The sequence below is a fragment of the Bradyrhizobium lablabi genome (assembly GCF_018129385.1).
GTDB lineage: Bacteria > Pseudomonadota > Alphaproteobacteria > Rhizobiales > Xanthobacteraceae > Bradyrhizobium > Bradyrhizobium lablabi_C.
The window spans coordinates 72818-87085 of the sequence record NZ_JAFCLN010000014.1; the positions used below are offsets into that span (position 1 = coordinate 72818).

The window sequence follows — 14268 nt, forward strand, 5'->3', positions numbered from 1 at the left end:
GTTTTAGAAGGAGCGTCTTCCGAAAAACAGAAATGGAGACGTGACGCCTATGTTGGAACCGACCGGTCAATCCTCAGAGCTGGTAGAAATCGCCAAGCGTAACGGCGACTTCCGGAGGAACTACGGACTAGTTATCGGCGCTTTTCTTTATCTGCGTTCTCTCAGCGCGGCGCGTAGCCGATCATTCACTTGCCTAGGGCTGATTTCCGCAGTGGTAGCAGCAGCGCTGTGGTTATCACGGTTCGCATGGAGCGGGCACTGATCGGGAGGGCCTCCTTGTCGCTATTTCTGCGTCTTCACTATTTCGAATCCGTTCGCGGTCAGCTCAGCCATGACTACCTTGGTCAGATGGATCGCTTCGTCCGGTTGTATCCAGTGGTCGTGAGAACCTGGATCATCCTCCTTGGGATACTTTACGAACGCAGAATGGATCGCCGCGTAAATTACGTCTCTCGGATCGGTCATCGAAATCTCCTGCCCGGAAGGAAGACTAGCACAATGACATAAGAGTTGCTCAAACAGTTGGGAGGCGCGAAATGACAAATTCGCTGATCGTTCGTGGCCCATCCGCTTTGGTGCCGCCAACCAGCGCTGGGCGCGCTGCCCAGTATGTCCGAATGTCCACCGACCATCAGCGGTACTCGAGCCAAAATCAGGCGGCTACGATAGCCGTTTACGCCGCACAGCATGGTCTGACAATTGTGCGAACCTACGCCGACGAAGGTCGAAGCGGCGTTGTGATAAAGCGGCGCGACGGCCTCATAGAATTGATCAACGACGTCCGCTTCGGACGAGCGGATTTTGACCACATCCTTGTCTACGACGTCAGCCGCTGGGGAAGGTTTCAGGACGTAGATGAAAGCGCATACTACGAATTCACCTGCCGACAAGCAGGCATCAAGGTCTGCTATTGCGCGGAGGAGTTTGACAACGACGGAAGCGTCATCGCGAGCATCGTGAAAAACCTCAAGAGGGTTATGGCGGCCGAGTTCAGCAGAGAGCTTTCTGTAAAGGTTCATGCGGGGGCATGCCGCGTCGCCGGCTTGGGATTCAAGCAAGGCGGCGCCGTCGGCTACGGACTCCGGCGAGAACTCGTCGACGAGGATAGAACGTCAAAGGGAATTCTCGAGAAGGGTCAGCGCAAACATCTGCAAACCGATCGGGTGCTGATCCGCCCTGGTTCTCAAGGTGAGCAAGAGATCGTCGCTCAGATCTTCCGTCAGTTCGTGGTTCATAGGAGATCGCAAGCGGCGATTGCTCGGCTGCTCAACAACGAGCGGGTCCCTAACCACCGCGGGACGCCTTGGTCTGACACGATGATCCGCAATATTCTCAGCAACGAAAACTACATCGGTAACAACATCTACAACCGGAAGTCATTTCGATTGAAACTGGAGAAGAAGAGGAACCCGCCTGAACTGTGGGTCAGGGCGGCCGGTCTTTTTGAGCCAATCGTTGACAGAAGCATTTTCCGAAAAGCGCAAGTCCTCTTGAAGGAGCAATATGTCAGGCTTTCGGACGAGGTATTGCTGAGCAAGCTCCGGAGCGCGCTACAGGAGAAAGGTAGGCTGAGCGCTTCGATCCTCCAGGCGATGGACGGTATGCCGAGCGCGGCTTTGTATGCCCATCGATTCGGCAGCTTACGAGAAGCTTTCCGCCTCGTGGGTTACGTGAATTCCGAGCGCGATTTCGACTACATCGACATGAGACAGCAATTGGATGCCGAACTGTTCAAACGAGCATCAGCCATTGCCATGCGCATTCGAGCTCTGGGCGCGGTGGCCGTCTTTGATGCCGAAACGAAGGTGATGAACGTCGAGGCCCGCCTGAGTATTTCGCTTCGCTTCGCGCGGTACTATCTATCCGCCACTCACGCTCCGGGTTGGCTGGTTAATCGTCGTGTGATCGAGCCGGCATCGCTTATTCTCGCGCTGAGGCTGGATGAGGAAAACAGGGAGGTCATGGACTATTTCCTGCTGCCGCTTTATCAGATGGCGAAGGACCGGATTTGTCTCACGGCGACGGATCGCTCCCGGTTTGCCAAATATCGCTGCGCTTCAATCCGTGAGGTTGTGCAGGCCATCATGAAGAAGGTCTGTCGTCGAACTGATGCGAACCGTGATCACTTCCATACAGCGCCTTCGTAGCGCGATCAGCCCAGAAATCCGTCACGCGCTCGACGGCTTCGGCTTGTTCTTCGCGATCACGTTGTTCTTTGTCTGAGGTGATCGTGGTGTTGCTGAACCCGTGCGTTCGGTCGAAAGTTAAGCTAGGCCGGTCGTCAGAAAGTGGGAGGGAGGGGATGTGGAAAAGAAAAAATGTCCAATACGCGGATCTCGTGCAAGTACCTGGCTCGGGCGACAGCTCCATAGCCTTACTGAGCAAGGCCTGAAGATGGGCATCGCTGGCAAATTGTGGGTAACCGTACCGGCCTTTGCCTTCTCTTGTGGGGCGAGGGGGTGAGTGTTAAGGCCGAGCGATGCACGCCCCGATCGTCTCGAAAACCTCAAGCGCCTACAGAGCGGACATTGATGGCCTGCGCGCCGTCGCTGTACTGGCAGTAGTGGTCTTCCATGCCTTCCCCGATGAGAAATGGCTCACTGGCGGCTTTATTGGCGTGGACGTGTTCTTTGTTATTTCGGGCTTCCTGATCTCGAAGCTCATCCTTGCGGAACTGGGCCAGCATCAATTCTCGGTTGTTGAGTTCTACCGACGTCGTATACGGCGCATTTTCCCGGCGCTGGCGGTAGTTCTCCTGGCTGTACTTGCCTACGGCTTCCTGGTGCTTATGCCTTCTGAGCTGGCGCTACTCGGTAAACACGCATTCTTTGGCGCGAGCTTCCTCTCCAACTTCGCGTTCTGGAGCGAGAGCGGCTATTTCGATAGTGCCGCAATTTCAAAGCCCTTGCTGCATCTTTGGTCTTTGGGAGTGGAGGAACAGTTCTATATCCTTTGGCCGCCGATCCTTATGCTGGCCTTTCGATCGAAAGTTAGGGTCGGATGGCTAATTTCCGTGCTGTTCGTTGGGTCGTTTGCCGTGAACGTCGCGCTGTCGCTCACCGACTTATCTGGTGACTTCTATCTACCAATCACGCGGTTTTGGGAATTATTAGCGGGCGCCGCGCTGGCGTGGCACGGCGAAATTACAATCCATCGAAACTTACGTCATTTGCTTTCACTGGCAGGCTGCGGAGCGATCCTAACATCGGCCATTCTGTTCACACCGGAAATGAGCTTTCCCGGCTGGATCGCGCTGCTGCCGGTAGCTGGCGCAGTAGCCGTGATCGCCGCCGGGCCGGCCGCCGCGGCAAATCGCGTCATCCTTTCGAACCGAGCTGCGGTCTCGATCGGTCTGATCAGCTATCCGCTCTATCTATGGCATTGGCCGCTGATCTCATTCAGCTACATCATTCGAGACAAGTTGCCGACATCGCTGATGGCCCTCGGCCTTGTGATTGCAAGCGCACTGCTTGCTTGGGCAACATATTGTCTCATCGAGCGCCCCGTCCGCTTCGGATCAAGCCGGGCGATGCTCACAAAATTTGCTGCGGTTGGGGTCGCTGCTGTCGGCGTTTGCGGCCTGGTCATCTGGATATCCGGCGGCTTACCCCAACGTTTTTCATCCAGCCTCGATCTCAAAAAAATCAATGACGCCATTTCCGATGAAACGTACGCGCCGACCAGCGGAATGAAGGTGTTGGAATTCAACACCGACCGCCGCTACGCCATGGTATCTCAAATCGGGCACGGTAATCGAACCGTGGTGTTCGCAGGCAACAGCGCGATTCTTCACTTTGGTCCTCGCGTACAACGGCTCGCTGACGAGGGCAGCCTGTCGTCTACAGTCTTCTTTGTCACCGGCCCAGGCTGCCAAGTCGTACCAAGCCTCGTAGATCCCAACGAATTCGTCAAATGCTCCAATGTGGTGAAAAGTCTGTCCGATCTCATCAAACGAGAGAGGGCGGACTCCGTCGTGCTCGGCGTTTCCTACATCCCAAACAAAGATTCTTTCATCACAAGGGACGGAAAACCAGTCCCGTTAGACGGAAAGAATGGACAGCGTGCCTTCTATGATAGCCTCGAAGCGTACGTCCGCGAGTTGCAACAAACCTCGACGGTCTACCTCTTGCGCGGAATTCCGAATTCCAAAGCGCGCTTAGATCCGAAGCATATGGTTGAGCGCCGGATCACTGGACTCCGAATCGATCCCAATATCGAAAGACCGATCTCGATTGACGAACTGCGGTCGGTGCACGCGATAAATGATGGAGAGCTGCGCGCAATAGCTGACCGAACCAGAGCCAAACTGCTAGACGCCTTCCCCGACGTCTGCGGCATGGGACACACATGCTCTCCGTTCTTTGGAGAAGGCGAGCCGAAATTCGCCGACGGCGCCCATTTGCGTCCGCGGTTCGTGAGCAATCATGTCTTGCTTTTTGACTTTTTGCTTACAGACCGTTGAAGCGATGTCCTCACGCAGAGCGGTTCGCCTGATGGGCGGTCACAATGGAGACGCGCGTCGACAGTGCGCCTCGCCGCTGAAACAGTGATGCCCGCCGGCGTCGACCGGCGGGCCCTTGCTATTCGTGGTAGCGAGCTTCAGACGCGACATGCGGCCCAATCAAGGCATGCTGGCAACCTTATCTTCCTTGTCCGGCCCACGCATGACTATCTTCAACGCGTTGGCGGCAAGGGGCCGTTGCAACGCTTTTGCTTCGTCCCACGGCGCGCGCATCCAGACGTCGTACTCGTCCTCGGTGGCCAGGATCACCGGCATCGCTTTGGGATGAATCGGCTCAACGATCGCATTCGGTTCAGTCGTCAGAAGTCCGTATACGTCATGCGGTCCGGGGATTGGTTTCGACTTCGTACCGCGATCGCCGCGGTATACGGTCCAAATCCCGGCAAATGCCGCGAGCGTCCGATCGTCATCGAGCGCGAACCAGACGACATCCTTCTTCTTCGTCTCAGGATTGGGCTCCGGCGCATATTCGGCAAAGCTGTTGAACGGCACTAGGCAGCGGTGCTCCGGCGCCAGCCAGCCTCGCCAATGCGGAGAGGAGGTGTTCCTGATGTTGGTGACCGGCGGCCCGCCGGTGCGCGGGGGAGGCGGCATTCCCCAGCGCATCATGGCGAGATCCCAAGTGTCGTCGGCGCCGGCGCGGATGACAGGCGCCGGAAAGTCCGGAAACACGCCGGTCATCGGCGCAAGGTTGCCGACATAGCGGTTCACCTTTCGAAATAGCCGACGCAGGGCTTCCTGGTTGGTAGTGATCGAATAGAGATTGCACATGACGGCCCGGGCTGTGGGGTGTTCCGCCAATAGAACACCAAGCGGTAGTGGCTTGCCAAGATGTTCTTAATTTGTTCTCATGCCCCGATCCAGTGGCAGGATATGGCAGGGTGAGACAAATGCCCGATCTCGAGCATTACCGCGCCGAAATTGAACGAATGCGCGTCCAAGTGGGGCGCCAGCGCAAGGAGATATTGCAGTTGCAGCGGGCCGGCGTGCGGACGGCCTCGGCAGAAGCCCTGCTGGAGCGCATGCTCAACACAATAGACGGCCTTTGCGAGCAGCGCGACAGGCTGAAGGCCGAGCAACCGACAGCGAGACCGCGCCAGGTGCTCGGAGGCCGGAAGTGGTGAACGAACTGGTTCGGTTGCAGGAGCCATGGAAGGTCATCAAGTACGACGATTGCTTTCAAGTCGTCGATGCCACGGGAAGGTTCATCCTGGCCGTCACGCACCGGCAGGACTTGCATAGGTCCCGCTACACGCACGCCAGCAACTACCTCACCGCCCGAGAGGCCGAGACGATCGCGAACGCCGTTGCAAAACTCAACCTCCTGCTTCGGAACAGTTGAAAGGACATCAGATGACTGACGTCTCCGCTGAAGCCGGGCAGATCGCCATCCAGACACTGCTCTCGCTCATAGTGAATCTCTACATCGGTGAGTGCGAAGATCGCGACATGGCACGGAACGAAATTTCAAACATGGCCGAAGAAATGGTCGACAAAGCGTTTATTCCCGATTTGCCGGCCGCGGACTCGAGGGTGACGCGGGACCAGGCTAAGCTGCTCGTTCGAAGGCTGATCGGCGGCCACCAAACGAATTGATTCGATTGAGGAAGCAACAAGAAGTTGACTCTCGTTCTACTGATCCTGCTATCAGCCTAGCGCCTGCATTTGCGTTCGCCTCAAAGGTAACATGGCTGGTGCGACCGTCCTTACGATCAACAGTCCGCAAACCATTCGTATTGTTTTCCCATCCCGCTAACGATTTGGAAGATTGTCCCGCGCAAAGTCGGCTCGCAAAGAAATGGGGAATCCTATGAGCGGGATAGCTATCCAAGAGACGGTGCGCCGATATCGAACCATCGCCTCTCTGTATCGGCAGACGGCAGCGTTCCGTCCCGCTCAAAAATGGTCGCTATTAGCTCAAGCCTATGATTATGAGCGCCTCGCGATCGCGGAGCTTGAGGCCCATTACATGGCCGCGGCCACGTGAGGCCAGCAAGTGGCAGCGGAAGCAGGGGCCGCAGCCGACAGATAAGGCGCGTGCTCAACAGGTCAGCCGGAACGATCGCGGCGATGATCCTATGACGCGGTCGGCAGCAACGCCGTGCTCGACGGCCCTGCGCTGTTCCGGATTCAGCCCATCCAGATAGGTCTCTTGAGTTCCGACAACCATCGAATCACCCCGCGTCATCGCGATGACGGTCGAGCAATTTGCGAAAGGTCGCAATGAAGAAAGGTAATGGCGGTGTATCTGCCGGCAGATGCCGGTCGTCAGATATGCTCAATACGTCGGCATTCGATGGGTTCTGCAATCAAACGGGCCGTCTGAACCGGTCCCCTTGATGCGCTGATTGTAGAATATTCCCATCGACGGTGCGGCCAGAAAAGCGCTGAACACCTCGGGCGGCAGCTCGCAGTAGTGGTAATAGGTCCCGCGAAGATTGATCAGCATGTAGCTCTGCAGTTTGTCGTAGCAGACCCGCTGGATGAAACTGCTGCGTGGCGTTTCGGTGCACGCAAATGGCCTTAGGTCGACAATGCCTCGGTACTTCACGTCGACCGCCTCGCAAATGGCCGGCGTCGCGAATAGCAGGGCGAAGGCGGCGACCATCATGCGGATCATGCGATCAGTATCCGCGGGCGCGTCGATTAAAGCTCGCGACAGCATCGTTGTAGGCCTCGACCCCTCTATCGGAGTCCCGCTTCAGGCAAGCGAGAAAAGTTTGCGTCTCAATTTGAAAGTCTTCCATCTCTCGCTTGCAACGCTCGAAGGCATCCTCGTCATCGAATGCGCCATATCGTTCCGCGCAATACGGTGCCGAAGGGGCCGAGCAGTACGCGCTTGCGGACCCGCCCGCGCCAATCGCAAGAACGCATCCTATGATCAATTGAGCTAAGCGCGTACTCACGACCCAACAGGCCCCTGACTGATCTCGACGACGTGCCGGTCGGGGCCAACCGTGATGACAAGCGTGTAGGACTTTTGCGCGCCGCCTTGGTCGGTCGGCGGCGACACGTGCAACTGACCACCATACCATTCTCCAGGCATCAGCGTGTTGTCTTTGATCACGGCTTGCTCGAGCGCCGCCATGTTGCGCTGGCCGGTTTCGACCGTTGCCGCGATCAAGGCTTCGTTCTGAGCGGCAGCGTTGCCTTGAGCGATCGCGTTAGCAGTTGGGCTATAGAACGTGCCGGTTCGTCCGCTGGGCGTCGTGTAGGTGCCGCGGCCAGCTTGCGAAGCCGCGGCAGCGTTCGCTCCAGCGGCCACGCCCGTGAGAATGGCGGCAACGACTTGCCGATTTTTCTCCTCTTGAACCAGCATCTCATACGTGACGATCGACATGGAGAAGTCGCTGCCGGCGACGTGCTGGATGGCCTCGACCTGGGCGACCCGGAAGTCGACCGGCTGTCGGCTGATATTGTTGATGCCGACGACGAAGACCGGCCGGCCATATGTCTGCTGTTGGCGGGCGGCCGGGCTCACCAGCACCAGCGAGTTCTTCTGGCGGGAGACGAGCGCCGGGCGCCCGTCACGGACCATCGCCTGCTGCTGTGGATTCGACGGCCGGAATGAAAGCGTTTCGCCAGCGGTCGTGCAGCCGCTTACAGTGGCGCAGAGCGCCAGCAATATAACTTTACGCATGAAAATACCCCAATACCCGCCGATATCGAAGCGCAACCTCCACGTGAGATCAAGGCGATTAAAGCCTACTGGGATGCAGGAATGCAGCTTCGTTGCATTCCAGCCACAGGCCGGCGTGGTGCGGCGGGCGCGGGGCAACGCTGGGCGCGCTTCGAACCACCTTCGAACACGGGGAGCAGGGCCAAATCACTCCAAGCCGAAATACCGTTCACAGCGCATGCATGAGCGTGCGGAGGAGAACATCGCCTGCCGCGTTCGCAAGAATGCATCCTATGATCAATTGAGCAAAGCGCGCACTCACGACCCAACCGGCCCCTGGCTAATCTCGACGACGTGGCCCCAATGAAGGCGGCCGAAAATCCGGGCGGTTCGCGCATTTGGACACGTGTCCGGCCTCAGACTTCAACCTAAGTTCGGTGGCAAATCGCCAAAATTCTCCGGTCCCATTTGGAAGCTCCCGCTTTGCAGAATATCGGCGTAGACCGGTGCGGTCACTATTTTGCGCGATTTGACGTAAAATACGGTGACAACCAGCCCCGGCCGAAGTGTTTTATCCTGCTGTCTTGGCGCCGGCTGATCGACTCAGGAGCCGATCCGGTCGATGACCGGACCGTCTTCGCCGATGGCGCGGAAGCGGTAGAAGCGAACGCTATCCTGCAGATAGTTGAATTTCTGGCGCGCGAGCTGGAAGAATTTTTCATCGCATGTCGAGATGATGAATTGCCGGGTGCCGAAGTCCGACTTCAGCAGACCCATGATTAGATCCAAAAGCGCATAGATGTTGAGATCGTCGAAATGCGTGACGGGGTCATCAAGAAAGACCGGTGCCAACGATGACCAGTTTTGTCCGCTGCACGCCGTCAGGAAGAGCCCGAGCTGCAGTGTTTGCTTTTGGGATTCGCTGAAATAGTCGACCGGCCGAAGCTCGACGCCGTGCCGCTTGACCATGACCGAAATCTCGGACCTGCGATTGACGATCTCGACGTCGTCGAAGCCGTAGACCGATCGAAGGCGGCGCTGAATGACCGAGGTCCGCGGGCCGTATTGGCGCGTGAAGTTGGCGATGGCCGCAGCCTGTTCGTCAGAAAGAATTCTCTCGATCGTAGCGAAGTAATCACGCCAGGGTTTTCGAGCGGCGCGCGACGCGTTCTTCTCAGCAATGAGCTTTTCTTTCGACGCTATGGTTGCTTCAAGCCGAGCGAGCGCGGCGGCGGTCGTCGCGGCATCAAGCCCGATCTCGGCACCTGCAACACGTTGGTGCAAGGCGTGCAGACGGGCGAGCGCTTGGGTCTCTTCACCCAACTTGTCGATCAATTCCTGCTCGTCGGAATCTTCGGGCAAATCAGCGTCGGCAAGCCGCGCGATGATGGACTTGCGTGCTTGTTCGTTCTCGTTCGCGCGCCTGCGAAGGACAGGGAGTTGGCCCGCGAGCTCCGCGATAATGCGCGACTCCGCATCGACCATTCCTTGAAGTCGTGCTTGTTCCTGTGTTGCGGCATCGTGAGATTGGCGAAGCTCATCGAGCTGCCTTGAGCGATCTTGCTCCGCTTCATTCAATGCATCATCGCTCGAATCCAACGTTACGCCACTCAAACGCGGGTCGCCACGTAACGTCGTGAGACCTTTGCGAATTCGTTCCAGTTCCGTATTCATCGCCGTCGCTGCCGACTCCTGCTGCGAAATCGACTTGGTGAGGGCATCAAGTGTGGCCTTAGCCGCATCGACGGCATTCGCGGCCGCCTTCACGGCAGCATTGCTGTCTTCGATCTCCTTGTGCGCTTCAGTGGAATTGTCCGTGATCTGTCGGGCCAATTCAGTCAAATCGGCAGATGCATTCAGACCGAGGACATTTGCAGCGTTCGCCAAGAGATTAATCTCGCGATCACGAGACATGCGATCGTTTGCGAGTTGGCTCAACTGGGCTTGAGCGGACATTTGCGCCTCACGATTTCCTGCCAGCTGGCGGGTAATTTTCTGGATACGCTGCCGCAACCCGGCAAGTTCGGTCCGTGCCGTCCCCGCACTGTCAAGCGTCATCTGCTGTTGGATTTTGTGGACCAGCTCATCCTGGCTTCCGTGATCGACGCCGCACAGCGGGCAGTTGCCGTCCGTGATATGTTTTTGCAGCTGGGAAAGTAACTGTCGAAGCTCGGATTGGCTGCGATCGGCATCAGCGATCACCCGCTCGAGGGCTGTCTGATGCGCGGCATTCGAATCCAGTTGCGCTTGAAGCGTTGGCGCTGCCGCGCGCAACTGCAGCCAGGTCTGGTTCAGGACCGCTTCCTGCTGCCTGATTTCGGCGAGACGGTCTGTACTTGCCTTCCACGGGCCCAAGGCAACACGAAGCGCTTCCAGATCGGCGGACCGTTTTCGCGCCGCAGCTTGCCATTCAACCGACATCGCGAGCTGATTGGATTTTTGCTGCAAGTCGGCCGAGTTGGTTGCTAACCGGTTGCGATCTGCGGCGATCGCCTCGGTCGCTCGATTAAGACGCTCGGTTTGGACCTTGAGCGAGTTGAGCGCGGTCGCGTAACCTGGGCGCTGATCGCGCACCCATTTGAGGTTGTCGAGTGTCGATTGAGCCTGCCGGATCTGGGCGGCGATCTCTGCAACGCGCTTGCGGGCGGCGTCCAGTTGCTGCTGAACGGATGCCTTCGTTTGCTCGGCAATCACCCTGCGGGCATCACCCGCTGCGAGCTGCGCGCGCAGGTCCTTCCCTTCCTGAATGAGAGGCGGCAGCCGGACGACTTCTTTCGCGAGCTCGGAAAGGAGGGCGATCCTGCCCTCGCATTCGGCGTTGCGAGCCTCCAACGCTGCCCGCCAACCACGCGCCGCCGTGGCATCGGTCGCACCGGAGCCGGCGTCGATGCCGATATCCTTCAACGCGGCGCGCAAATTGCGCAGCTCGGCATTGAGGGCGCCAATGTTCGACTTGTCCTTGATGGTACGACGAAGCCCGCCGAGCTCGGACTTGTCCGTTTTCAGGGAAGCCGTGGTTTCCGATATTTCGGAAGAAAGCGCATCGAGACTACTCTCGAGTATCGTCACGATGTTGGCGGACTTTTTCAATGCGTTTTCATAATCTTCGAACGCGAGCATGCGCGAGACGATCTCGCGCGGAAGTGTACAATGATCCTTGAAACTTTGCGTTAGCGCTTGATTGTCTTGGCTGAACAAGTGGGAGGCACGGAACAAGCTGATGAGATTGTCGACGCGCTCGGCAACGGCCTCACCGCTCTTGGTCAGCTGCTTGAGGACCGACTTGCGGTCGGCCGGCGATCCGTCCAAGGTCGCGCGCGCCGCATCAGCGACGGTCCTATTGATCGTGTGCGACGTCCCGTTAGATTGGTATATCAGGGCGACCCGGGCGTCTTCTGCGTCGCTATCGAGATGCTTCGCGACCTTGCGGAAGTGATCGTTGTCGGTGACTTTCAAGCGTCCGATCGAACCGGTAATGCCGAAGTCGATGGCGTCGAAGAATGAGGTCTTGCCGAACCCGTTAGGCCCATAGAGCACGGTGATCTCGCTGCCGATCTCGAATGTCATTGGAGCGCGGTACGCCCGGAAGTTCTCGATCGTGACGGATTCCAGCAAAACGGGCGCGCTGCTTTGCTCGCTGGTGACCGCGGACAGCGTGGCCACCCGTGTCGGCGGGTTCGGGCTTCCGTATTCGTTGTCAAGACAAGCTTCGACGATCCGCTCTGCGCTCCGTTCGTGCTGGACCACGATATGCCGGGCCAGCGCTGACGGTACGTCTGACTGCTGAAGGAATGTCTGGGCCGATGCGGGACGAAGGTCCGGGCCGTTAGGTTGTGTCAGTGGCAGGAAAGGAAGCCGCGCGAGCGCGTTTCCGACGGGCTCGGTCAGGGGCACCACGAATTTTCGGCAAAAATAGACGTCGGTTTCGATACGTGACGCCAGCTGGTCGAGCTTGTCGGTGTCGCTCGCAATGCAGAACACGTAGGACAGATCGAATTGATCCCACTCCTTCGATCGTTCAGCCTGGACCTTGAATGCCTCGTAAGTTTCCTCGAACGTTGCGAGAGGGTCCAAACCGGCAAAAACAAAGGCGGCAACAATCCGATCGATTTGCAGGATAGTGATTGGGACGCCCGTTCCTGCCTCCAACTCTGACAGGGTACCTCCCGGCACGTGACCCAGGCACGCCTTCACCGCCGCCGCATGACGTTCGTTAAGCGCCGACATGCGCGCCAACTTGTTGTGAGAATTCCTGAACGGTGGCCGCGTCGTTGAAGGCAGCTATCAATCCTTGATAGTCGACGTGGATGATCGCGCTTTCCGGATCCGTGATCTTGCGCTCGTCACCGAGTTTCGGCGTGCTGGTTTGGAGGATATTTCCGGATCGGCGTCTGCGCGGCAGATTATCCCGATCGCGTGTGACCAGGATTGCCTGCCGGCGTGCATTCGGCGTGAATTGGGCTTGCGCGTATTTGTGGCATTGCTCATGCGTCTTGCCCCGAACCGCGAGCAGATCAAGCGTCTTCCCGCCGACCGACACCGTCGCATGTCCGGCATCCTGATCGTTCGCAGTAACGCCGCCGCACACGCCAAATAGATCGAGCGTGTGCACCACGTGATCGAGAGCGCCGCGTTCATCGGCATCCCACTCATCGGCGTCTTGCGGCGCCGCTCGCCCGGTGGCTTGGCCCTCGTGCACGGTAGCCAACCGTATAACCCGGCTGCAGGAGGATGCGGACAGCGCGCGCAGTTTTGCGATCGACACCTCATGAGCGGCATCGGCACGGGTGCAAAGATCGCCTGGGGGCTGCATGTCGCTCAGGCTCGTTATATTATCGAGCTCATCGTTGATCCATTTGACGCAGGCCGGGACCAGATCGGATGGTGTGCGCGGATCGAGGGAATTGGCCAGTGGGAATACGAACGGTCGATCGATCGCGAAGGTGCGGTGTGCTGCTCCAGCACCCACAGAGTCGGGGTTGATCTGGACGAATGAATGAATGCATGCACCCTTCTCACGGAAATACGTATCGCGGAAGGCATTCAACAGCGTATGCCCCCTGAACCGTTGACCACCCTTGGCGACCGTAGGCCGTGAAGCGGCTTCCTGAAAGAGCGTTTTCGGTGAAAAAAGCACGCTGGTGCCGCCGTAGAGTTCGGATCGCCCGGGGACGGGTTTGCCTGCGCTATTGGCGAATACGAGGCATGTGCGGTCCCGACGGACGTTCTGCACGATCGTTCCATCGAAGAAGGACTCTACCTGGCCCATAAATGTTGGATGCGAAGGGCGCGGGTTGTGCTGGATAACGAACATCCATGAAAGCGCCAGCTCGCCTTCACCAGCTTGGACGCCAAGATCATCGAGAGCCCATCTCCAGGACGGCTTGGTGCCAATCGTGGCGATCCAGTCGAAGCAGATCAGCGATGAAAAGCGGTACTTCAGGCTATTCGACAAATTCCCTTTGAAGGAAAATATCGATTTGCCCCGGTACATATTCTGGTAGCTGATGTTTTGTTCATCCCATGCTGGCCAAAGCTTGGGCTGCAACCACCGTTCGACCGTTCCATCTGCAGCCTTCGTCCAGATGATCGCGCAATTGATCCATTCGCCGGCGCCGATTTGGCCCAGCCCGTTATGCTCGATGTCGAGGTGGCTACCTACGCGACCGGCCAGATCTTCGAAATCGGTCTTCGAAAGCGCATCCAACCCCCCGATGACGATTGTTCCGACGGGCCATTGCGGGTCCGCGAGAGCGGCGTCGACCAAGTCGACGCCCTCCAAACTGGGGATACTGTACTCCGGGAATATCGTGAAATGCGTTTTCTCGGCTTGATGCGGCCCGTCACGCGCGACAGCCAGCGTCGCGGTCAGATCGCTCAATAGCTCGGGTTTATGGACAGGCGCGGTCTTATAAGGCTCCTGCTGCGTCAATGTCAGATGTGGTTGGGCAATCACCATCCCCACTCGATCGTGTGGCAGCAGGATGCCCCGCTCGGTTAGGTCTACGCGTGAGATGTGGATCATGATGGGAGGAACGTCCGAGAGGAACGTCCATCTCTGGGGAAACTGGCGATACTAGAGGAGATGTTTGCACCCGATTGCTAAGAGGATGTAGGAGGGCATACA

Annotated in this window: 11 protein-coding genes; 5 read left to right on the forward strand and 6 right to left on the reverse strand. The window is 57.9% G+C overall.

Features of this window, described 5'->3' with window-relative positions; translation table 11 throughout:
• Positions 1–282: 282 nt before the first annotated feature.
• Positions 283–465: a hypothetical protein gene (locus JQ628_RS23675; RefSeq protein ID WP_249128300.1), complete on the reverse strand. Its 183-nt coding sequence runs from the start codon at positions 463–465 to the stop codon at positions 283–285.
• A gap of 71 nt (positions 466–536) precedes the next feature.
• Between JQ628_RS23675 and JQ628_RS23680 the strand changes: the two genes are divergently transcribed.
• Positions 537–2147: a recombinase family protein gene (locus JQ628_RS23680; RefSeq protein WP_212225786.1), complete on the forward strand. Its 1611-nt coding sequence runs from the start codon at positions 537–539 to the stop codon at positions 2145–2147.
• A gap of 332 nt (positions 2148–2479) precedes the next feature.
• Positions 2480–4462 carry an acyltransferase family protein gene (locus JQ628_RS23685; protein WP_212225789.1) on the forward strand — a complete coding sequence of 661 codons (1983 nt, stop codon included), beginning with the start codon at positions 2480–2482 and terminating at the stop codon, positions 4460–4462.
• Between the two features lie 159 nt (positions 4463–4621).
• Here the strand turns inward: JQ628_RS23685 and JQ628_RS23690 are convergent, their stop codons facing one another.
• Entirely contained in the window at positions 4622–5293 is a 672-nt protein-coding gene (locus tag JQ628_RS23690; protein WP_212225791.1) for an SOS response-associated peptidase, read from the reverse strand.
• Between the two features lie 119 nt (positions 5294–5412).
• On the opposite strand from JQ628_RS23690, the gene JQ628_RS23695 reads away from it, so the two are divergent.
• Genes JQ628_RS23695 through JQ628_RS23705 form a run of 3 tightly spaced genes read left to right on the forward strand, consistent with a single transcriptional unit; the run spans position 5413 to position 6118 of the window.
• Positions 5413–5646: a hypothetical protein gene (locus JQ628_RS23695; RefSeq protein WP_212225793.1), complete on the forward strand. Its 234-nt coding sequence runs from the start codon at positions 5413–5415 to the stop codon at positions 5644–5646.
• On the forward strand, positions 5640–5864 hold the full coding sequence (locus tag JQ628_RS23700) for a hypothetical protein (RefSeq protein WP_349628110.1): 225 nt from the start codon (positions 5640–5642) through the stop codon (positions 5862–5864). The genes JQ628_RS23695 and JQ628_RS23700 overlap by 7 nt, the downstream gene beginning before the upstream one ends.
• Before the next feature lie 11 nt (positions 5865–5875).
• Positions 5876–6118: a hypothetical protein gene (locus JQ628_RS23705; RefSeq protein ID WP_212225794.1), complete on the forward strand. Its 243-nt coding sequence runs from the start codon at positions 5876–5878 to the stop codon at positions 6116–6118.
• Between the two features lie 682 nt (positions 6119–6800).
• On the opposite strand, the gene JQ628_RS23710 is transcribed toward JQ628_RS23705, so the two are convergent.
• The 4 genes from JQ628_RS23710 to JQ628_RS23725 all read right to left on the reverse strand — a co-directional run bounded on the left by JQ628_RS23710 (position 6801) and on the right by JQ628_RS23725 (position 14166).
• Complete coding sequence (locus JQ628_RS23710) at positions 6801–7142, reverse strand: KTSC domain-containing protein (RefSeq protein WP_212225796.1); 342 nt, start codon at positions 7140–7142, stop codon at positions 6801–6803.
• Positions 7143–7424: 282 nt separating this feature from the next.
• On the reverse strand, positions 7425–8198 hold the full coding sequence (locus tag JQ628_RS23715) for a hypothetical protein (RefSeq protein ID WP_212225797.1): 774 nt from the start codon (positions 8196–8198) through the stop codon (positions 7425–7427).
• A gap of 546 nt (positions 8199–8744) precedes the next feature.
• Positions 8745–12368, reverse strand: coding sequence for an AAA family ATPase (locus JQ628_RS23720; protein ID WP_212225799.1), 3624 nt, complete (start codon positions 12366–12368; stop codon positions 8745–8747).
• The gene (locus JQ628_RS23725) at positions 12355–14166 is read right to left on the reverse strand and encodes a hypothetical protein (RefSeq protein WP_212225801.1); all 1812 of its coding nucleotides are present in this window, start codon (positions 14164–14166) and stop codon (positions 12355–12357) included. Before JQ628_RS23725 ends, JQ628_RS23720 begins: the two co-directional genes overlap by 14 nt.
• Positions 14167–14268: the final 102 nt, after the last annotated feature.